The organism is Microbacterium sp. TPD7012 (assembly GCF_003075395.1).
Classification (GTDB): Bacteria; Actinomycetota; Actinomycetes; order Actinomycetales; family Microbacteriaceae; genus Microbacterium.
The window spans coordinates 177,584-198,114 of sequence record NZ_QDFV01000003.1 but is presented as its reverse complement, the minus strand read 5'-3'; the positions used below and the strand labels follow the sequence as shown (position 1 = coordinate 198,114).

Sequence of the window (20,531 nt, the reverse complement as noted above, 5' to 3'; positions counted from 1 at the left end):
ATGTTCGACGTTCGGGGCGAGGTCTACTCGGCCAGCACCGCCAGCTCGGCGAGGACGCGCGGATGGGCGAGGATGCGGAAGTGCCCTCCGGTGTCGAGCCGGACGTTCTTCGCTCCCGCCAGCTCGCTCCCCTCGGGGATGTGCGGATCGAAGTCGGCGTAGATCGAGACGATCCGGGAGTTGACGCTGAGCTGCCGGGCGAGACCGACGATCGACGGGTCCTCCGGAGCGAACGCACGCAGCGTGCGCACGGGGAACATCCGGGCGTAGCGTGAGCCGCCGAAGGGCGTCGCCACCGCGAGCATCGAGCGCACCCGTCCTGCCGCGCGTCCGGTCATGGCGAGCTTGCCGGCCAGACCGCCCTTGCTGTGCGCGACGAGGATGACGTCATGCAGATCCCGTGCCTCGAGGAACGCGGTCACGCTCTCCGCCATCTCAGCCACAGGGCGCTGATTCCGCTGCAGGGCGTCGACGACATGGACGGGATGCCCTCGGGCATGCAGCTCCGTGATCAGCGGCTGCAGGAATCGCCAGGTCTCGTACACGCCGGGGAGCACCACGATGGGTGCCGCGTCGCCCGACGCGTATGACGTCGCGTCTGATCGGGAGAACGTCGCCCTGAGCTGCCAGTACCCGGCGTAGGCGTAGTCGGCGAGCCACCAGCCAGCGGCCTTCAGCGGATGGATGCTGCGGCCTCCGCCTCGGAGTGGACGAGCATCTCCCGGTCGTTGTCCATAGGGGGAACATACACCGAGACGGACGACAGAGGGGCGAGACCGAAGTCCCGCCCCTCTGCTGCGCACCAACGGATCAGACGGTGGCTTCCTTGTAGATCGGAGCAGCACCGCCGACGGCGTCCCCGACCTTGTGGACGCGGATGTCGTTCGTCGAGCCCACGATTCCGGGAGGGGAACCGGAGATCACGACGACCTTGTCCCCTTCCTCGGCCAGACCGTTCTTCAGCAGATAGTCGTCGACCTGCAGATACATGAGGTCGGTGTGCTGCACCATGTCGACGAGGGTCGAGCGGATGCCCCACGTGAGCGCCATGCGGCGGCGGATGTCGGGCTCCGGCGTGAAGGCCAGCATCGGGATGCGCGAGCGCAGACGCGACAGGCGACGAGCGGAGTCGCCCGACTGCGTGAAGACGCAGAGGAACTTCGCGTCGACGAACTCGGCGACCTCGAGGGCGGCGAGGGTGATCGCGCCACCCTGGGTGCGCGGCTTGGTGGTGAGCGGCGCGATGCGCTCCAGGCCGTGCTCCTCGGTGGACTCGATGATGCGGGCCATCGTCTCGACGACAACGACCGGGTAGTCGCCCACGCTCGTCTCTCCGGAGAGCATGACCGCGTCGGCGCCGTCGAGGACGGCGTTCGCGACGTCGGACGTCTCGGCGCGCGTCGGGACCGGGCTGTTGATCATGGATTCGAGCATCTGCGTCGCGACGATGACCGGCTTCGCCATGCGGCGGGCGAGCTCGACGGCGCGCTTCTGCACGATCGGCACGGCCTCGAGCGGCAGCTCGACACCGAGGTCGCCACGGGCGACCATGATCGCGTCGAACGCGTCGACGATCTCCTCGAGGGCGTCGACCGCCTGCGGCTTCTCGACCTTGGCGATGACGGGGACCTTGACGCCCTCCTCTGCCATGATCTCGTGCACACGGGTCACGTCCGAGGCGTTGCGCACGAACGACAGCGCGATCAGGTCGGCGCCGATGCGCAGACCCCAGCGCAGGTCGTCCTCGTCCTTCTCGCTCAGCGCGGGGACGTTGACGGCGACACCGGGCAGGTTGATGCCCTTGTTATTCGAGACGGCACCGGCGACGATCACCTTCGTGGTGACGACGACGCCGTCGGTCTCGACGACCTCGACGCGGACCTTGCCGTCGTCGATGAGGAGGAAGTCACCCGGCTTGACGTCCTGCGGCAGACCCTTGAAGGTCGTCCCGCAGATGTCCTTGTTGCCGATGATGTCCTCGGTGGTGATCTTGAAGATGTCACCGACCGCGAGCTCGTAGGGCCCGTTCTCGAACTTGCCGAGACGGATCTTCGGGCCCTGGAGGTCCACGAGGATCGCGACGGCGCGGCCGGCGTCGTCCGCGGCACGGCGCACGTTGGCGTAGTTGTTCTCGTGCACGGAGTAGTCGCCGTGGCTGAGGTTCAGGCGTGCGACATCCACCCCCGCATCGATCAGTGCGCGCACCGTCTCATAGGTGGAGGTGGCGGGGCCCAGGGTGGCGACGATTTTCGCGCGTCTCAACAGAATTCTCCAGGGATAGAAGTGGGGGAAGGTGAATCAGGCGAGGTGCCGCCGCTCAGCCTACGCGGGCTGAAGGCCGATCGCGACATCATGCGGACGCACCGGCTCGGGCAGCACGGTGCTGCCCATGAGGAACCGGTCGACGTTCGCGGCAGCGGCCCGGCCTTCGGCGATCGCCCAGACGATGAGCGACTGTCCGCGGCCGGCGTCACCGGCGACGAACACGCCGGACACGGTCGACTCGTAGCTGGAGTCGCGGCGGAACGCACCGCGGTCGGTCACCTGCGGGAGGGTCTCCTCGGTGTAGCCGTCCTGCTCCGGGCCGGTGAAGCCCATGGCGATCAGCACGAGGTCAGCGGGGATCTCGCGCTCGGTGCCGCTCTTCGGCACGCGGCGTCCGTCGATGTACTCGGTCTCGGCGACCCGAAGTGCACGCACCTCGCCCACCTCGTTCGAGAGGAACTCGACGGTGGAGGCGAGGAACATCCGCTCGCCGCCCTCCTCGTGGGCAGAAGCGACCTCGAACACGGTCGGCATCATCGGCCACGGCTGGTGGTCGGGACGCTCCGTGCCGGGCTGCTTGCCGATGGCGAGGTTGGTGACGCTGAGTGCGCCCTGACGGTGCGCGGTGCCGATGCAGTCCGCGCCGGTGTCGCCGCCGCCGATCACGATGACGTGCTTGCCCTCGGCGGTGATCTGGTTGGTGACCTTGTCACCGGCGACCGCGTGGTTCGACTCGACCAGGTACTCCATGGCGAAGTGCACGCCGTCGAGGTCGCGTCCGGGGATCGGAAGGTCGCGCGGAACCGTCGCGCCGGTCGCGATGACGACCGCGTCGTAGCGCGCGCGCAGGTCGGCCCAGGAGATGTCCTTGCCGATCTCGACGCCCGCCCGGAAGCGGGTGCCCTCCTCCTGCATCTGGCGAAGACGCGTCTCCAGCTGTCCCTTCTCCATCTTGAAGTCGGGGATGCCGTAGCGGAGCAGTCCGCCGATGCGGTCGTCGCGTTCGAACACCGCGACCGTGTGACCGGCGCGCGTGAGCTGCTGCGCGGCCGCGAGGCCGGCGGGGCCGGATCCGACGACGGCGACGGTCTTGCCGGTGAGGCGCTCGGGCGGCTCGGGCTCGACCCAGCCCTTCGCGAAGGCCTCATCGATGATCGAGACCTCGATCTGCTTGATCGTCACCGCCGGCTGGTTGATGCCGAGCACGCACGAGCTCTCGCACGGTGCGGGGCAGAGCCGACCGGTGAACTCCGGGAAGTTGTTCGTGGCGTGCAGGCGCTCGATGGCGGCACGGCCCTCGCCGCGCCAGGTCAGGTCGTTCCACTCCGGGATCAGGTTGCCGAGCGGGCATCCGGAATGGCAGAACGGCACGCCGCAGTCCATGCAGCGGCCGGCCTGGCGCTGCAGCACCGCCTTGTCGCCGCGCTCGTAGACCTCTTTCCAGTCCATGATGCGCACGGGCACCGGACGTCGTGCGGGGAGTTCCCGCTCGGTCACCTTCATGAAGCCTTTGGGATCAGCCACCGGTCACCTCCAGGATGCGGTTCCACACGATGTCGCCGTCGGGGTCGATCCCCTCGGCCAATGCTTCCTCGCGCATGCTCCGCACGGCGGCGAAGTCACGGGGAAGCACCTTGACGAACTCGGACGCCGTCTCATCGAAACGCTCGAGGAGAGCGGATGCCCGCGGTGACGCGGTGCGCTCGACGTGCGCCGTGAGGAGGCTCCGCAGCACCTCGAGATCGGCACGGTCCAGCTGCTCGAGGAGGAGCTCTCCGCTGCCGAGGGACTGCGCGTTCACCTTGCCCGTGTCGAGCGCGTGCACGTAGGCGATGCCGCCGGACATGCCGGCGCCGAAGTTGCGACCGGTCGAGCCGAGGATCACGGCGAGCCCACCGGTCATGTACTCGAGCGCGTGGTCTCCCACGCCCTCGACGACTGCGGTGGCGCCCGAGTTGCGGACGAGGAACCGCTCCCCCACGACACCCGAGATGAACATCGTGCCGGAGGTCGCACCGTAGCCGATGACGTTGCCGGCGATCACGTTCTCGTGCGGTGCGATCGACGAGCCGCGCGGCGGACGGATGGTGATGTCGCCGCCGGAGAGGCCCTTGCCCACGTAGTCGTTGGCGTCGCCCTCCAGACGCAGGACGATTCCCGGCGGGAGGAACGCGCCGAGCGACTGCCCCGCCGTTCCGTGCAGGGTGACGTCGATCGTCTCCTTCGGGAGCCCCGCGGCGCCATGCCGCGACGTGACCTGATGGCCGAGCATCGTGCCGACGGCCCGCTCGGTGTTCGCGATCGGAAGCTCGACCACGACGGGCTCGCCGTTGAGGAGCGCGCCCTTCGAGATGTCGATCAGCTGCACGTCGAAGTGCTTCTCGAGCTCGTGATCCTGTGCACGGCCGCTTCGACGCGGCTCGCCGGCCGGGAAGACGGGACCGTCCAGCACCGGGCTGAGGTCCAGGCCCTCGGCCTTCCAGTGGTCCACGGCCGCGTTCATCTCGATGAGGTCGGCACGGCCGACGATCTCGTCGATCGAGCGGTAGCCGAGCTCGGACAGCAGCTCGCGCACTTCTTCGGCGATGAACTCCATGAAGTTGACGACGAACTCCGGCTTGCCGGTGAAGCGCTCGCGCAGCGCCGGGTTCTGCGTGGCGACGCCGACCGGGCACGTGTCGAGGTGGCAGACGCGCATCATGATGCAGCCGCTCACCACGAGCGGAGCCGTCGCGAAGCCGAACTCCTCCGCACCGAGCAGGGCGCCGATGATCACGTCGCGGCCCGTCTTGAGCTGACCGTCGACCTGCACGACCACGCGGTCGCGCATGCCGTTGAGCATGAGGGTCTGCTGGGTCTCGGCCAGACCGAGCTCCCACGGCGTGCCCGCGTGCTTGAGGGAGTTCAGCGGGCTCGCGCCGGTGCCGCCGTCGTGTCCGGAGACGAGGATGACGTCGCTGAGCGCCTTCGCCACACCGGCGCTGACGGCGCCGATACCCGACTGGCTCACGAGCTTGGTGTGGATGCGCGCCTCGGGGTTCGCCCTCTTCAGGTCGAAGATGAGCTGCTTGAGGTCCTCGATCGAGTAGATGTCGTGGTGCGGAGGAGGCGAGATGAGTCCCACGCCGGCCGTCGCGTGACGCGTGCGCGCCACCCACGGGTACACCTTGGTCGGCGGCAGCTGCCCGCCCTCGCCGGGCTTGGCGCCCTGGGCGAGCTTGATCTGGATGTCATCCGACTCGGTCAGGTAGAGGCTCGTGACGCCGAAGCGGCCGGAGGCGACCTGCTTGATCGCGCTGCGACGCTCAGGGTCGACCAGTCGGTCGGGGTCTTCGCCGCCCTCACCGGTGTTCGACTTGCCGCCGATCCGGTTCATGGCGATCGCAAGGGTCTCGTGCGCCTCGCGCGAGATCGAGCCGTAGCTCATCGCGCCCGTCGAGAACCGCTTGACGATCGCGGACACCGGCTCGACCTCGTCCAGCGGCACGGGCTTGCGGGTGCCGGTGCGCAGGCTGAAGAGTCCGCGCAGCGTCTTGAGCTCCGCCGCCTGGTCGTCGACGAGCTTCGTGTACTCGCGGAAGATGTCGTAGCGACGCGTGCGCGTGGAGTGCTGCAGCTTGAAGACCGTCTCCGGGTTGAAGAGGTGCGGAGAGCCGTCGCGACGCCACTGGTACTCGCCGCCGGTCCACAGACGCTCGTGCGCGCGCGCCGCGGCGTCCTCCGGGTAGGCGTAGTCGTGACGCGCCTGGTTCTCGGCGAAGATCTCCTCGATGCCGACCCCGCCGAGCTTGGACTCGGTGCGGGTGAAGTAGGCGTCGATGAACTCCTGGCTGAGGCCCACGGCTTCGAAGACCTGCGCGCCGGCGTAGGACGACACCGTGGAGATGCCCATCTTCGACATGATCTTCAGCACGCCCTTGCCGAGCGCGTAGATCAGGTTCTTGACGGCCTTCTCGGGTGTGATGCCGGTGATGTAGCCGGTGCGCACCAGGTGCTCGACCGTCTCCATCGCCAGGTACGGGTTGATCGCCGAGGCGCCGTAGCCGATGAGGGTCGCGACGTGGTGCACCTCGCGCACGTCACCCGCTTCGACGATGAGACCGACCTTCATGCGGTTCTCACGGCGGATCAGGTGGTGGTGGATCGCCGAGACCATGAGCAGCGACGGGATCGGCGTCAGATCCTTGTTCGAGTCGCGGTCCGACAGGATGATGAACTCGGCGCCGTTCTCGATCGCCTCGTCCACCTCCGCGCACATCTCGGTGAGGCGGTCGGCGAGCGAGTCGGGGCCCGAGTCGAAGTGGTACAGGCCGCGGACCGTCACGCTCGACCGGTCCGGAAGGGCCTTGTCGATGTGGCGGATCTTCGCGAGCTCGTCGTTGTCGATCACAGGGAAGTCGAGCGACACCGTGCGGGTGTGCTCGGGACCCCACGAGAGCAGGTTGCTCTCCGGGCCGAGACCGAGCTTGAGGCTCGTGACGACCTCTTCGCGGATCGAGTCCAGCGGCGGGTTGGTCACCTGCGCGAACTGCTGCGTGAAGTAGTCGAACAGCAGGCGCGGACGCTTGCTGAGCACCGCGATCGGTGTGTCCGATCCCATCGCGCCGAGGGGCTCGACACCGGTCTGACCCATCGGGGTCAGGAGGATGCGCACCTCCTCCTCGGTGTATCCGAACGTGCGCTGACGGCGGGTGATCGAGGCCGGCGGGTGCACGATGTGCTCGCGCTCCGGGAGATCGGCGAGGCGCACGGCACCGGCATCCAGCCAGTCCTGCCAGGGGTGCATCGTGGAGAGCTCGCGCTTGATCTCCTGGTCCTCGACGATGCGCCGCTGCGCGGTGTCGACGAGGAACATCTTCCCCGGCTGCAGACGGCCGCGGCGCTTGATGCGCTCCGGCTCGAACGTCAGCACACCGGTCTCCGAGCCGATCACGACGAGTCCGTCGGTCGTCTCCGTCCAGCGACCAGGACGCAGTCCGTTGCGGTCGAGGGTGGCGCCGACGAGGGTGCCATCGGTGAAGATGAGGGCGGCGGGTCCGTCCCACGGCTCCATCTGGTTCGAGTGGTACTCGTAGAACGAACGGAGCTCCGGCGTGATGTCGGCCTGCTTCTCGTAGGCCTCGGGGACCATCATCATGATGGCGTGCGGCAGACTGCGCCCGGTGAGCGTCAGGAGCTCGAGCACCTCGTCGAAGGAGGCCGAGTCGCTGGCGCCATCCGTGCAGATCGGCAGCAGCGGCGCGACGTCTCCGAGCAGCTCGGACTCGAGCTGCGACTGACGCGCGCGCATCCAGTTGCGGTTTCCGCCGACCGTGTTGATCTCGCCGTTGTGGGCGAGCATCCGCAGCGGCTGCGCGAGAGGCCAGGACGGGAAGGTGTTCGTCGAGTACCGCGAGTGCACGACGGCGAGCTCCGAGGCGAAGCGCTCGTCCTGGAGGTCGGGGTAGAACGGCTCGAGCTGCAGGGTCGTGACCATGCCCTTGTAGCCGAGCGTGCGGCTCGAGAGCGAGACGAAGTAGGCGCCGAGCTCGTGACCGGCGCGCTTGCGCAGACGGTAGGCGACACGGTCGAGCGCGATCCCCGTGAGCGGGGCCTGCGCATGGGTGGCTCCGCCGGCGCTGACGAACAGCTGCTCGAAAGCCGGACGGGCCTCATCGGCGAGCTTGCCGAGGTTGTCGTTGGCGGTCGGCACCTCGCGCCAGCCGAGCACGCGCAGCCCTTCGGCGCGGGCGATCTTCTCGATGCCCGCCTTCTGCTGGCGACGTTCGCTCGAATCGCGCGGCAGGAACGCGAGCCCCGCGGCGTACTCCCCCACCGGCGGGAGCTCGAAGCCCGCCACCGCGCGGAGGAACTCATCGGGCATCTGCGTGAGGATGCCCGCTCCGTCGCCCGTGCCGGCGTCAGAACCGATCGCACCGCGGTGCTCCAGGTTGCGCAGCGCCTGCAGCGCGAGCGCGATGATGTCGTGCCCTGCCGTGCCTCGCAGCGTCGCCACCATGGCGAGGCCGCAGGCGTCCTTCTCGAACGCCGGGTTGTACATGCCCTGCTTGGCCGGGAACTGCTGCCCGACGGGTGCGCGGAGGTCGCTCGATGCCATGCGGTACCGTCCTCAGATCTTCAGGTGACCCGGGGACGTCATTGGCCGGGTGGATGCGTGGGGTTCCTCACGGAACTTCTGGAGGCTATCGAGAGCCGTCCGCGTCCGTGGGAGCGACGCTTGTGGCGCTGGCTCCTGCGGTGACTTCTTCGGCCGGAGGCTCGCTCAGATCCACGAAGTCAGAGGGATTGTCCTGCGATTCTACATCAGCGCCTTCGTCACTCCGTCCGCGGCCCGGCTGGTAGGGCGACGGCTCGAGACCCGGGTGACGGCGCGTCTGCACGATGAGGATCGCGAGACCGACGACGATGCCGATGATCGCGGCCCAGACGTTGCTGCGGAGGCCCAGGATGATCTCGCTCGGGTCGATGCGGATCGACTCCCAGACGACGCGTCCCGCGCTGTACCAGATGAGGTAGATCGCGAACAGGCGACCCCACTGGAAGAAGAGCTTGCGGCCGAGCCACAGCAGCACAAGCACGCCCAGGCCGTTCCAGATCACCTCGTACAGGAACGTGGGGTGGAACAGCGTGCCGTCGGGGAGGCCGGGAGGGAACGCGGAGTTGGTCGACTCGATCTCGAGTCCCCAGGGCAGGTCGGTCGGGAGACCGAAGAGCTCGTGGTTGAACCAGTTGCCGAAGCGACCCATGGCCTGAGCCAGCAGAAGTCCGGGAGCGAGCGCGTCGGCGAACGTCCAGAAGCGGATGCCGGTCCACCGGCATCCGAGGTAGGCGCCGATGGCGCCGCCGATGAGCGCACCGAAGATGGCGATGCCGCCCTCCCAGATCGCCCAGACGGAACCCGGTTCGAACGGGTTCCAGGTGTTCTTCCCCTCGCCGAAGTAGAAGTTCGGGTGCGTGAGCACGTGGAAGATGCGCGCGCCGATGATCGCGATCGGGACGGCCAGGATCGAGATGTCGATCACGACCCACGGCTCCGCCCCGCGCTTGGTCAGGCGGTGGTTGGTGATCAGCGCGGCGGCGATGATGCCGGCGATGATGCACAGCGCGTAGAAGTGGATCCGGATCGGCCCCAGGTCGAAGTACGACACAGGAGGGCTCGGGATGCTGGCGAGCACGCCGTTGAAGGTGCTGTGGAGCGCGAGGGACATGAGTGCGATTCTAGTTCTCGTGATCGGGGCGTGCCGACGACGTGCCGGATGCCAGGTTTCGGGTGACCTCGGCGAGAGCCGGGATGCCGCCGTCGCGCAGCGCGCGGACGAGCGCGGTGCCGACGATCGCGCCGTCGGCGTACTCCGAGACGCCCGCGATCTGCTCGGCGGTGGAGATGCCGATGCCCACGCAGGCACGGGTGGCTCCGTGCTCGCGGAGGCGCGCGACGAGGGTGCGGGCCGCACGGTCGAGCTCGGTGCGCTCTCCGGTGATGCCCATGGTCGAGACGGTGTAGACGAAGCCGGTCGACGACTTCACCACGAGGTCCAGGCGCTCATCCGTCGACGTCGGCGCGGCGAGGAAGACGCGGTCGAGTCCGGTGCGCTCGCTCGCGGCGATCCACTCCCCTGCGACGTCGGGCGTGATGTCGGGTGTGATCAGCCCGGCGCCGCCTGCGGCGAGCAGGTCGTCCGCGTAGCGGTCGACGCCGTACTGCATGACCGGGTTCCAGTAGGTCATGACGAGCACGGGCGCATCGGTCGCGGACGTGATGGCGCGCACCGCGGTGAACAGGTCGGCGGTCGTGAACCCGGCGGCCAGCGCCTGGGTCGTCGCCTCCTGGATGATCGCGCCGTCCATCACCGGGTCGCTGTAGGGCGGGCCGAGCTCGATGATGTCGACGCCGTTCTCCGCGAGAGCGATGGCGGCCTGGATGCTGGTCTCGAGGTCGGGGAAGCCGACGGGCAGGTAGCCGACGAAGGCGCTGCGCCCTTCGGCCTGAGCGGCGGCGATGGCCTGTTCCACACGGCTCACAGTTCCGGCTCCCCCTTCGACGCGGCCTTGTCGGCGACGCTCTCGTCCTCGACGTCGTGCGCGAGGGCTTCCTCGTCGTACAGCTCGAAGTAGCGCGCGGCCGTGTCCATGTCCTTGTCGCCGCGCCCGGAGAGGCAGATGGCGATGATCGCATCCGGACCGAGATCTCGTCCGACGCGCAGTGCGCCGGCGAGGGCGTGCGCCGACTCGATCGCGGGGATGATGCCCTCGGTGCGGCTCAGCAGACGCAGCGCCTGCATCGCCTCGTCATCGGTGGCCGGGATGTACTCGGCGCGGCCGATGTCGGCCAGCCAGGAGTGCTCGGGGCCGACGCCGGGATAGTCGAGTCCTGCGGAGATCGAGTGCGACTCGATCGTCTGACCGTCGCCGTTCTGCAGCACGTAGGTCCGCGCTCCGTGGAGGACGCCGGGGCGTCCGCGTTCGATCGAGGCGGCGTGCCGGTCGGTGTCGACGCCGTCGCCGGCCGCTTCGACGCCGTAGAGCTTCACGCTCTCGTCGTCGAGGAAGGCATCGAACATGCCGATCGCGTTCGACCCGCCGCCGACGCACGCGAAGACGGCATCGGGAAGGCGGCCGACCTCGTCGAGGAGCTGCGCCCTGGCCTCTTCGCCGATGATCTTCTGGAAATCGCGCACCATCGCCGGGAACGGATGGGGGCCCGCCGCGGTGCCGAAGATGTAGTTCGTCGTCTCGACGGATGCCACCCAGTCGCGGTACGCGTCGTTGATCGCGTCCTTGAGCGTGCGCGAACCCGAGGTCACAGCGACGACCTCGGCGCCGAGCAGACGCATGCGGGCGACGTTGAGCGCCTGACGCTCGGTGTCGACCTCACCCATGTAGATCGTGCACTCCAGGCCGAACAGCGCGGCAGCGGTGGCCGTGGCGACGCCGTGCTGACCCGCGCCGGTCTCGGCGATCACGCGGGTCTTGCCGAGGCGCCTGGTGAGCAGGGCCTGACCGAGCACGTTGTTGATCTTGTGGGACCCCGTGTGGTTGAGGTCCTCGCGCTTGAGGAAGACCCGCGCACCGCCGGCGTGCGCGGCGAACCGCGGCACCTCGGTGATGGCCGAGGGGCGTCCGGCGTACGAGCTCAGGAGCTGGGCGAGCTCGGCACGGAACTCGGGATCGGCCACCGCCGCCTCGTAGGCAACGGTGAGCTCGTCGATCGCCGCGATGAGCGACTCGGGCATGTAGCGCCCGCCGAACTCGCCGAAGTACGGTCCGTGCTGATCGCGCAGGCTCACTTCGCCTCCAGGAAGCTCTTGAGGGTTGCGACGGGGTCGCCCGTGACGAGCGCCTCGCCGATCAGGACGACATCCGCGCCGGCGGAGCGGTAGTGCACCACGTCGGCAGGTGTCAGGACGGCGGATTCGGCGATCTTGACCGCGGTGTCCGGGATCCGGTCGACCAGACGGCCGAACAGATCACGGTCGAGCTCGAGGGTCTTCAGGTCGCGCGCGTTCACGCCGATGAGCGGTGCGCCGAGATCGATCGCCGCCTCGAGCTCGTCGGCGGAGTGCGTCTCGACGAGCGGCGTCATGCCGAGCTCGGTGATGAAGCTGAAGAGATCCTGCAGCACGGCGGGCTCGAGCCCGGCGACGATCAGCAGGACGAGATCGGCTCCGGCCGCTCTGGCCTCGAGCACCTGATAGCGATTCGCGATGAAGTCCTTGCGCAGCACCGGCAGGGACACACGGGCGGTGACGGCCTCGAGATCGGCGAGGCTGCCGCCGAACCGCCGCTCCTCGGTGAGCACGCTGATCGCGGAGGCTCCTCCGGTCTCGTAGAGCGATGCCTGAAGGGCGGGGTCCGGGATGTCGGCGAGGGCGCCGCGCGAGGGGCTGGCCCGCTTGACCTCGGCGATGATCTTCACCTGCTCGGCGGGAGCGAGGAACGACAGGGCGTCCTTCGCCGCGGGACGCGAGAGCGCCTCCCGCTCGACGACGTCGAGGGGGCGCGAGAGCGCGCGACGCTCGGCGTCTGCGACAGCGCCGGCCGTCAGGTCGGCGAGGACCACTAGTGCGCCTTCGGCGAGTACTTGGGGCCCTTCACGCCGTAACCGGCCTTGGCCAGCGCCCAGCCCACGATCGCACCGATCGGGATGAGAGCCGCGGAGATCCAGACGAGGGCCGGCTGCTCGAAGCAGAACGCGACGGTGCCGGCGGTGAAGCCGACGAGCATGATCACGACAGCGGTCCAGGCCGCAGGCGAGTGTCCGTGGCCGGGGTCGGCGATCGGGTTGGTCATGTTCTCCTCCGGGGGACGACGTGCGGGGCGGGTTCAGTCTATCGGGGTCACCGCGTCGGGTCGGTTCCGCGGGACAGCTCGTCCCAGGAATCGACCGCGTCGACGGGACCGTCGTGCGGAGCCGCGTCGGCGGCATCCGTGCGGTAGCGGCGGCCACCGGCCTTCCAGCCCCGCCACGTCACGAGGACGACGACGGATGCTGCGAGCAGGATGACCCAGCCGACCAGAGCGATGATCGGCCACGCCGTCGGCGCGACCGCCTCCACGACATCGCCCAGGGCGCCCCCGCCGGCCAGCCCCGTGGCGTCGGTCACAGCGGGGCCCACCGCGTCGAGCGGGGCGGCGAGCAGCTGCAGCGTCGACCAGATGAGGAAGACGGATGCCGCTCCGGCGAGCACCGCGAAGACGACGCGCAGCACGCGGGCCGCGATCGAGAGTGCGGCGCCGAGGGCGAGGACGGCCAGGCTCAGCGGAGCGAGCAGGACGAGGGCCGACGCACCGGGCACGAGGATCGCTTCCCCGGCATCCGCTCGTTCGACCGTCAGCCACGTCTGCGTGGACGAGATGATGCCGATCGCGCCGGAGAGGAGGAATCCGGAGACGGAGATCGAACGACCGCGCTGGGCGAAGGTCACGACTCTCCCGCTCCGACGGTCGCCTCGAGGTCGGTGGTGTCGAAGCACGTGCGGGTGCCGGTGTGGCAGGCAGGCCCGGTCTGCGCGACCTCGAGCAGGATCGCGTCGCCGTCGCAGTCGAGGCGGGCCTCCCGCACGACCTGGATGTTGCCGGAGGTGTCGCCCTTGCGCCAGTACTCCTGCCGGGAGCGCGACCAGTACGTCGCACGTCCCGATGTGAGGGTGCGACGCAGTGCCTCCGCGTCGACCCAGGCGAGCATCAGCACCTCGTGGGTGTCCCACTGCTGCACGATCACCGGTGCCAGGCCGTCGGCGTTGAAGACGACCTGCGCGATGCGCTCCTCGACCGATGTCATCGGACCAGCACCCCTTCCGCGCGCAGCGCGTCCTTGACGTCGCCGACGGTCAGCGCGCCGGTGTGGAAAACGCTCGCGGCGAGCACGGCATCCGCTCCGGCCTTGATGGCGGGCGCGAAGTCCGCGGCCTTGCCTGCCCCGCCGGACGCGATCACCGGGACGTCGGCGACCTCGCGCATGAGACGCACGAGCTCGAGGTCGAAGCCGTCCTTGGTGCCGTCGGCGTCGATCGAGTTGACGAGGAGCTCGCCGGCGCCGCGCTCGGTGGCCTCGCGAGCCCAGGCGAGCGCGTCGAGCGTCGTCTGCGTCCGCCCTCCGTGCGTGGTCACCACGAAGCCCGAGGGCGTCGTGTCGGCGCGCTTCACGTCGAGCGAGAGGACGAGCACCTGGGCGCCGAAGCGGTCGGCGATCTCGCCGATGAGCTCAGGACGCGCGATGGCGGCCGAGTTCACTCCGACCTTGTCGGCGCCGACCGAGAGCAGTCGCGCCACATCATCGACGCTGCGCACTCCCCCGCCGACGGTGAGAGGGACGAAGACCTGCTCGGCCGTGCGCTGCACCACGTCGTAGGTCGTCGCGCGGGCGTCGACCGTGGCGGTGACGTCGAGGAAGGTGATCTCGTCCGCACCCTGCGCGGCGTAGTGCCGGGCGAGCTCGACCGGGTCGCCCATGTCGCGGAGGTTCTCGAAGTTGACACCCTTGACGACGCGGCCGTCGGCGACGTCCAGACACGGGATGACGCGGCTGGCGAGAGTCATCAGAGCCTCGCGTTGTGGATGGCGGTGACGAGGATGGCGCGCGCGCCGAGCGCGTACAGCTCGTCCATCACGTGGTTGACGCGCGAACGCGCGACCATGACCCGCACGGCCACCCACTCGGGGTCGCGGAGCGGCGAGACGGTCGGCGACTCGACGCCTCCGGCGATCTTCACGGCGTCGTCGAGGAGGGCGACCGGCAGGTCGTAGTCGATCATCACGAAGCGACGCGCCACCATCACGCCGCGGAGCCGACGCAGCAGCGTCTCGGAGCCGTCGGCGTCGACCGGACCGGCGATGAGGACGGCCTCGGACTCGAGGATCACCGGACCGAACACGTCGAGCCCCGCCTGACGGAGCGTCGTGCCGGTCTCGACGACATCGGCGACGGCGTCCGCGACGCCGAGGCGCACGGCGGACTCCACCGCACCGTCGAGCGGGACCAGGTCGACTGCGATTCCCCGCTCATCGAGGAAGGCGTCGACGAGGCCCGGATACGAGGTCGCGATGCGCAGGCCGTCGAGCTCCGAGACGTCGCTGTAGCGGCCCGAGGGCGCGGCGAAGCGGAACGTCGAGCCGGCGAAACCGAGGGCCTCGATCTCCCGTGCGCCCGGCATCCGGGCATCCAGCAGGAGATCCCGGCCGGTGATGCCCACATCGATGGCGCCCGAGCCGACGTAGGTGGCGATGTCCTTCGGGCGAAGGAAGAAGAACTCGACGTCGTTCTCGGCGTCGATGACGTGCAGGGTCTTCGGGTCGCGTCGACCGGCATAGCCGGCCTCCGCGAGCATGTCGGCGGCGGTCTCGGAGAGCGAGCCCTTGTTCGGAACAGCGATGCGCAGCATGGATGGCCTTCAGTTCGAGAGGAGAGGAACGGAGCGCATCACAGATGTCGGTAGACGTCCTGCAGGCTGAGACCCTTCGCGATCATCATGACCTGCAGGTGGTACAGCAGCTGGGAGATCTCCTCGGCGGCGGCCTCGTCGGATTCGTACTCCGATGCCATCCACACCTCGGCGGCCTCTTCGACGATCTTCTTGCCGATCGTGTGCACGCCGGCATCCAGCTCGGCGACGGTGCCGGATCCCTCTGGGCGGGTCTCGGCCTTGACGCTGAGCTCGGCGAACAGCTCGTCGAAAGTCTTCACCCCTCCAGGCTACCGGCTCGCGCGCGGTCCCTGAGCCGAGTGACAGCGGCCTCGATGTCGTCGGCGCCGAAGACCGCCGAGCCCGCGACGAACGTGTTCGCGCCCGCGGCAGCGGCGATCTCGATCGTGCTGTCGGAGATCCCGCCGTCGACCTGCAGCCACACCTGCGATCCGCGGCGCTGCGCCTCGTCGGCGAGAGCGCGCAGCTTGGGCATGGTCTCGGGCATGAAACCCTGACCGCCGAAGCCCGGCTCCACGGTCATGACGAGGATCTGGTCGAACTCCTCGAGCACCGAGTACAGCGGTTCCGCGGGTGTGTCGGGCTTGATCGCGATGCCGGCGCGAGCCCCGATGTCGCGCAGCCGACGGGCGAGGGCGATCGGATCCGCCGCCGCCTCCAGATGGAACGTCACGCTGGCCGCCCCCAGCTCGGCATAGCCCGGAGCCCAGCGGTCCGGATCGGTGATCATGAGATGCACGTCGAGCGGGATGGGACTGGTCGCCTGGATGCGCTCCACCATCTGCGGTCCGAACGTGAGGTTCGGGACGAAGTGGTTGTCCATCACGTCGACGTGGGCGAAGTCAGCGGTCGCGATCTTGGCGAGATCGGCCTGCATGTTCACGAAGTCGGCGGCCAGGATGCTGGGGTTGATGCGGGGTGCGCTGGGGAGTTCCACGGTCCTAGTCTTCCTTCGCTGCGGTGTTCGGGGCGTCCGTGCGCTGGAGCAGCGCGAGGAACATGGCGTCGGTGCCATGACGATGCGGCCAGAGCTGGGCGCTGCCGGAATCCGCGCGGCCGTCATCGGCGAGGTCGATCGGCGACCGGGCGAGGTCGGCGATCACGGACCTCGCGTCGAGCTCGGTGATGTCGGCACGGTCGCGCAGCACCTCCTGCACGACGCCGACGGTCTCGGCCAGATGCGGCGAGCATGTGACGTAGGCCACGATGCCGCCCGGCGCGAGAGCCTCCAGTGCCGCCGTCAGGAGGTCGACCTGCAGCGGCACGAGCTCCGCGACGTCGGCCGGAGACTTGCGCCACCGCGCCTCCGGACGGCGGCGCAGCGCGCCGAGGCCGGTGCAGGGGGCGTCGACGAGGATCCGGTCGAACTCTCCCGCCCGCGCCGCGGCCAGTTCACGACCGTCCTGTTCGTGCACGACGACCTCGCCCGGAACGGCTCGGAGCGCGTTGCGCACCAGACGGGCGCGCGTCGGCACGACCTCGTTCGCCTCGAGGGTCGCGCCATGCTCGCGGGCGATGGCCGCAAGGAGGGCGGTCTTGCCTCCGGGCCCCGCGCACAAGTCGAGCCACCGCTCCCCTGCCCGGATCGGCGCGGCATCCGCCAGAGCGAGGGCGACGAGCTGGGAGCCCTCGTCCTGCACGCGGACGGTGCCTCCCGAGGCCTCGACGGAGCGTCGCGGATCGCCGCCGGGTGACGCGAAGGCCGTCACGGCATAGGGCCGACGGGGGTCGACGGGTTCGGCCAGCCCCGGCAGCGCCACCAGCGTCACCTCGGGTGAGACGTTGTCGGCCTCGAGCAGCGCCTCGAGCTCGTCCACGCGTCCCTCGTCCGCGAGAGCGCGTCGCAGCGCTCGGATGATCCAGACCGGATGCGCCGACCGCAGCGCGAGTCGCTCGTCGTCGGAGCGCGCATCCTCCTCGATCCGCTCCTGCCAGTGCTCGGGGGTGTCGCGCGCGATCCTCCGCAGCACGGCGTTCGTGAAGCTCCCCGCACCGCGTCCCGCTGCCGTCGCGACGAGGTTCACGGACTCGTTGACGGCCGCATGCGAGGCCACACGAGTCGCCAGCAGCTGGTGCACGGCGAGACGCAGCGCATCGAGGACCGCGGGGTCGATGCCGTCGACGGCGCGATCGGCTGCCGCCGCGATGATCGCGTCGTAGAGCCCGCGGCGCCGCAGCGTGCCGTAGGTGAGCTCTGTCGCGAGAGCGGCGTCCTGCGGCGAGAGAGCGGCCTCGGCGATGGCCGAGGGCAGCAGCAGGTTCGCGTAGGCGTCGGAGTCGGACACCGCGCGCAGCACGTCGTAGGCGACGCGTCGCGCCGGCTGCACGGTGCGCGTCGGTCCCCGGCGTCCCGAGCGGTCCCCGGTGTTCGTGGGACGCGCGCCGACACCCTGACGACCGGAGGTCCGTCGCGGTGCTCTCCCCTGCTCAGATGGGCTCATGATCCGGCACGCAGCCCTTCCGTGGCGCGCTGCCCGCGCCACCAGTCGACGGCGTTCATCGCGCCCTTGCCCGCCGGCTGCACGCGCGTGACGGCGAGAGGAGCGGATGCCGTGCCGATCAGCAGGGCCGACTTCGTGCCGACGATGCGACCGGGCTCCACCGGCTCGGCAGCATCCGCCGGGGCCGCCTCGAGGATCTTGAGCCGCTGACCCTCGACGGTGGTGTGCGCTCCGGGTTCCGGAGTCACGCCGCGGAACCGGGCGAACACCGCGTCAGCGGGCTGCGACCAGTCGAGCAGGCCGTCGACCAGGGTCAGCTTCGGGGCGAGCGTGGGCGCTCCTCGCTGCGGCTCGGCGCGGGCGGTCCCGTTCGCGATCGCGTCGACAACCTCCGCGGTCAGCTCCGCACCGTCGCGGGCCAGGGTCTCGAGTGCCTGCTCGGCGGTCGCGGTCGGCGCGACCACGATCGTGCGCATGGCGAACACGTCGCCCGCATCGAGCTCCGGGACGAGCTGGAACACGCTCGCTCCGAGCTCGCGGTCACCGGCGATCAGCGCACGCTGCACCGGCGCGGCTCCTCGCCAGGCGGGCAGCAGGGAGAAGTGCAGGTTGATCCACCCGGCATCCGGAGCCGAGAGCAGCGGCTCGCGCACCAGGCCGCCGTAGGCGACGATCACCCCGAGCTCGGGCCGCAGCGCCGTGATGCGCGCCGTCGCGTCGTCGTCGAGCCGGCTCGCACGGATCACCGGCAGACCGAGCTCATCGGCCGCCTGGGCGACCGGCGAAGGCGTCAGCACCCGCTTGCGCCCGAGAGGGGCATCGGGGCGCGTGACGACCGCGACGATGTCGTGCAGCGTCGAGAGACGTCGCAGTGTGGGCACGGCGGCAGCAGGTGTGCCGGCGAAGACGAGGCGCATGAAGGTTCTCCGGAAGGGTCAGAGCTCTGGATCGAGGATATCGAGACGAACCGAGAGCGTGTTCTTCGCGTTGCGCGCGCGGCCTCGACGACCGGCGACGGCCTCGGCGACGACGGCCGCTCGCAGGACGGTGGCGACACGGCTGCCTGCGCCGTAGCCGAACCGGACGAGCGCGCGCACGCGCGGCGGGACATCATCGGAGTCGATCGGGACGGGCCCGAGGACGGCGTCGGCGGGAAGGGCGAGCTCGCCCAGCGCGACCAGCGCGCGGGAGACGGCCGCGGCGGATCCCTCGACCAGCGCCACCCGCGCCGTCGGGGGCATGTGCAGTGGCGCACGGCTCTCGAGCTCGGATCGCGCGTAGCCGGCCTGGTTCCAGGTCGCGAGGGCCATGCCGACCGCACCGCTGACGCCGACGAGATGGATCGGGGCTCCTGGAGCGGCGAGGGCCGCCGCGTTCGACCACCAGCGCAGGCACGCCTCCCCGATACGCAGATCCGGTGCCTGGAGCATCCGCGGTCCGTCCAGGAGGACGACGGCACGGTATCCTCCGGCGGCCAGCGGCTCGGCGCCGCGTGTCGCCACGACGAGCGCGGGCTTGGCGTCGACGCGTTCGACGGGGTGCGCGCTGTCGGCGACGATCACACGGATGCCGGGGAACGCGCGCCCGAGCTCGTCGGCGGTGCGCTCGCTCCCGGAGGATGCGAGTCGGAGCTTCGTCGACGAGCATGCGGGGCAGACCCAGGCGCGGGCGCTGCGGCCGCACCAGCCGCACACGGGGACAGCGCCGCGGTGGCGTGCGCCGAGCGGGCCGCCGCAGTGCGGGCAGCGGGCAGGTGCGCGGCACTCCGCGCAGACCAGCGAGGGCGAGAAGCCGGGACGGGACACCTGCACCAGGACGGGCCCCTCCGCCGCGGCGGTGCGCGCGGCCAGGAACGCCGAGGACGGCATCCGCTGCGCTGCGGGCTGCTCCATCTCCTGCGGGGTGCTGAGCACGACCTTCGGCAGCACGCGACGGGACGCGCGCACGTCCTGCAGCCAGCCGCGCGCGATGAGGCGCTCGACGTCGGTCGTGCGGGTGTGCCCCGCGAAGAGCAGCGCCGACTGCTCGAGCTCCTGACGGAGCAGTGCCGCGTCCCGCGCGTTCACGTACGGTGCGAGCTGCTCGCCCAGCAACGGGTCTCCGTCGTCCCAGACGGCGACGAGACCCGCCTCGACCGGGGCGTAGACCGCGGAGCGGTTCCCGACGACGATGCAGGGCGACTCCTCGAGCGTGCGGAGGAAGCCGCGGTACCGATCGGGGTTCGTCTGGCGGGAGTCGTAGCGCACGACCGCGTCGCCGGGGACGAGCGCCTCGAGGGCTGTGAGCAGCCGATCGAGGTCGCGGTGGTCGGGCACGATGAGGATCGACGAGCGGCCGGCGGCCAGCATCCGTGTCGCGGAGGCCGCGAGGAGCTGGGACCAGGCCTCTCCCCCGTCACGCAGCTGCGGGACGGCCTCGACGGCGGCGCGTCCTCCTCCGTCGAGCACGGCGACGAGTCCGTCGTAGACGTCGAGGATCTCCTGACTCCGTTCGACGGCGGACGCATCGAGCACCGGCACCGGGCTGTCCGCGGTCCAGGCCTTCTCGACCCGCACCTGCCGCTTCGGGATCACGAGTCGCAGCACATCGGAGGCGGACCCTGCCGCGCGGTCGGCGACGCGTCGGGCGAGTCGGTGCAGGCGCTCGGGCAGCACGGCGACCTCGGAGACGACGCTGTCGACCTCGGAGAGGGGCCTGTCGGCATCGTCCTCCCTGTCGATGTCGACGATGTAGCCGTCGATCACACGGCCGGCCGTGCGCAGCGGAACGCGCACGCGCACCCCGAGCCGGACCTCGCCGAGCTCGGCGGGGAGGGAGTAGTCGAACAGACGGTCGAGCTGCGGCAGCGGTGAGTCGAGGAGCACGCGCGCGATGCGCCGGCTCTCGGACGTCATGAGGACCG

18 protein-coding genes are annotated in these 20,531 nt (G+C 69.9%); all 18 read right to left on the bottom strand.

Translation table 11 applies throughout. From position 1 onward, the window contains the following. Positions 1–23: 23 nt before the first annotated feature. The 18 genes from DC434_RS08995 to DC434_RS08910 all read right to left on the bottom strand — a co-directional run bounded on the left by DC434_RS08995 (position 24) and on the right by DC434_RS08910 (position 20,523). Positions 24–560, bottom strand: a complete 537-nt coding sequence (locus DC434_RS08995) for an alpha/beta hydrolase (RefSeq protein ID WP_347707146.1) — start codon at positions 558–560, stop codon at positions 24–26. Positions 561–810: 250 nt separating this feature from the next. Beyond that, complete coding sequence (gene pyk / locus DC434_RS08990) at positions 811–2,262, bottom strand: pyruvate kinase (RefSeq protein WP_116634958.1); 1,452 nt, start codon at positions 2,260–2,262, stop codon at positions 811–813. 60 nt (positions 2,263–2,322) lie between these two features. Next, positions 2,323–3,789, bottom strand: a complete 1,467-nt coding sequence (locus DC434_RS08985; protein ID WP_116634957.1) for a glutamate synthase subunit beta — start codon at positions 3,787–3,789, stop codon at positions 2,323–2,325. Continuing rightward, complete coding sequence (gene gltB / locus DC434_RS08980; RefSeq protein WP_116634956.1) at positions 3,782–8,362, bottom strand: glutamate synthase large subunit; 4,581 nt, start codon at positions 8,360–8,362, stop codon at positions 3,782–3,784. Before gltB ends, DC434_RS08985 begins: the two co-directional genes overlap by 8 nt. Positions 8,363–8,447: 85 nt before the next feature. After that, a complete protein-coding gene (gene lgt / locus DC434_RS08975) occupies positions 8,448–9,473 on the bottom strand; it encodes a prolipoprotein diacylglyceryl transferase (protein ID WP_116634955.1) in 1,026 nt (341 codons plus the stop codon). Positions 9,474–9,483: 10 nt separating this feature from the next. Further along, a complete protein-coding gene (gene trpA / locus DC434_RS08970; protein WP_116634954.1) occupies positions 9,484–10,287 on the bottom strand; it encodes a tryptophan synthase subunit alpha in 804 nt (267 codons plus the stop codon). Then, entirely contained in the window at positions 10,284–11,552 is a 1,269-nt protein-coding gene (gene trpB / locus DC434_RS08965) for a tryptophan synthase subunit beta (protein WP_116634953.1), read from the bottom strand. Before trpB ends, trpA begins: the two co-directional genes overlap by 4 nt. Continuing rightward, positions 11,549–12,325 (bottom strand): indole-3-glycerol phosphate synthase TrpC, encoded by a 777-nt coding sequence (gene trpC / locus DC434_RS08960; RefSeq protein WP_116634952.1) that lies wholly within the window; start codon positions 12,323–12,325, stop codon positions 11,549–11,551. The genes trpB and trpC overlap by 4 nt, the downstream gene beginning before the upstream one ends. Further along, entirely contained in the window at positions 12,325–12,555 is a 231-nt protein-coding gene (locus DC434_RS08955; RefSeq protein WP_116634951.1) for an HGxxPAAW family protein, read from the bottom strand. Before DC434_RS08955 ends, trpC begins: the two co-directional genes overlap by 1 nt. Before the next feature lie 47 nt (positions 12,556–12,602). Then, the gene (locus tag DC434_RS08950) at positions 12,603–13,190 is read right to left on the bottom strand and encodes a Trp biosynthesis-associated membrane protein (RefSeq protein ID WP_116634950.1); all 588 of its coding nucleotides are present in this window, start codon (positions 13,188–13,190) and stop codon (positions 12,603–12,605) included. Continuing rightward, positions 13,187–13,546, bottom strand: coding sequence for a phosphoribosyl-AMP cyclohydrolase (gene hisI / locus DC434_RS08945; protein ID WP_116634949.1), 360 nt, complete (start codon positions 13,544–13,546; stop codon positions 13,187–13,189). The genes DC434_RS08950 and hisI overlap by 4 nt, the downstream gene beginning before the upstream one ends. Next, positions 13,543–14,304: an imidazole glycerol phosphate synthase subunit HisF gene (gene hisF, locus DC434_RS08940; RefSeq protein WP_116634948.1), complete on the bottom strand. Its 762-nt coding sequence runs from the start codon at positions 14,302–14,304 to the stop codon at positions 13,543–13,545. The genes hisI and hisF overlap by 4 nt, the downstream gene beginning before the upstream one ends. Continuing rightward, on the bottom strand, positions 14,304–15,146 hold the full coding sequence (hisG, locus tag DC434_RS08935; RefSeq protein ID WP_116634947.1) for an ATP phosphoribosyltransferase: 843 nt from the start codon (positions 15,144–15,146) through the stop codon (positions 14,304–14,306). The genes hisF and hisG overlap by 1 nt, the downstream gene beginning before the upstream one ends. A 38-nt stretch (positions 15,147–15,184) precedes the next feature. After that, the gene (locus DC434_RS08930; protein WP_116634946.1) at positions 15,185–15,448 is read right to left on the bottom strand and encodes a phosphoribosyl-ATP diphosphatase; all 264 of its coding nucleotides are present in this window, start codon (positions 15,446–15,448) and stop codon (positions 15,185–15,187) included. After that, positions 15,445–16,125 (bottom strand): ribulose-phosphate 3-epimerase, encoded by a 681-nt coding sequence (rpe, locus tag DC434_RS08925; protein ID WP_279303205.1) that lies wholly within the window; start codon positions 16,123–16,125, stop codon positions 15,445–15,447. The genes DC434_RS08930 and rpe overlap by 4 nt, the downstream gene beginning before the upstream one ends. A gap of 4 nt (positions 16,126–16,129) precedes the next feature. Further along, the gene (locus DC434_RS08920; RefSeq protein ID WP_207769940.1) at positions 16,130–17,629 is read right to left on the bottom strand and encodes a transcription antitermination factor NusB; all 1,500 of its coding nucleotides are present in this window, start codon (positions 17,627–17,629) and stop codon (positions 16,130–16,132) included. Next, the gene (fmt, locus tag DC434_RS08915; protein ID WP_116634943.1) at positions 17,626–18,546 is read right to left on the bottom strand and encodes a methionyl-tRNA formyltransferase; all 921 of its coding nucleotides are present in this window, start codon (positions 18,544–18,546) and stop codon (positions 17,626–17,628) included. The genes DC434_RS08920 and fmt overlap by 4 nt, the downstream gene beginning before the upstream one ends. 18 nt (positions 18,547–18,564) lie before the next feature. Next, positions 18,565–20,523, bottom strand: coding sequence for a primosomal protein N' (locus tag DC434_RS08910; RefSeq protein ID WP_116634942.1), 1,959 nt, complete (start codon positions 20,521–20,523; stop codon positions 18,565–18,567). Positions 20,524–20,531: the final 8 nt, after the last annotated feature.

Coding starts and splice junctions, on each gene's coding strand:
- gltB (WP_116634956.1), bottom strand. CDS start 8,362: ATGGCATCGAGCGACCTCCGCGCACCCGTCGGGCAGCAGTTCCCGGCC.
- lgt (WP_116634955.1), bottom strand. CDS start 9,473: ATGTCCCTCGCGCTCCACAGCACCTTCAACGGCGTGCTCGCCAGCATC.
- DC434_RS08955 (WP_116634951.1), bottom strand. CDS start 12,555: ATGACCAACCCGATCGCCGACCCCGGCCACGGACACTCGCCTGCGGCC.
- hisI (WP_116634949.1), bottom strand. CDS start 13,546: ATGACATCGGTCGAGGAGCGCATCGCGCAGGTCGTCTTCAACGCCGAC.
- hisF (WP_116634948.1), bottom strand. CDS start 14,304: ATGACTCTCGCCAGCCGCGTCATCCCGTGTCTGGACGTCGCCGACGGC.
- hisG (WP_116634947.1), bottom strand. CDS start 15,146: ATGCTGCGCATCGCTGTTCCGAACAAGGGCTCGCTCTCCGAGACCGCC.
- DC434_RS08920 (WP_207769940.1), bottom strand. CDS start 17,629: ATGAGCCCATCTGAGCAGGGGAGAGCACCGCGACGGACCTCCGGTCGT.
- fmt (WP_116634943.1), bottom strand. CDS start 18,546: ATGCGCCTCGTCTTCGCCGGCACACCTGCTGCCGCCGTGCCCACACTG.
- DC434_RS08910 (WP_116634942.1), bottom strand. CDS start 20,523: ATGACGTCCGAGAGCCGGCGCATCGCGCGCGTGCTCCTCGACTCACCG.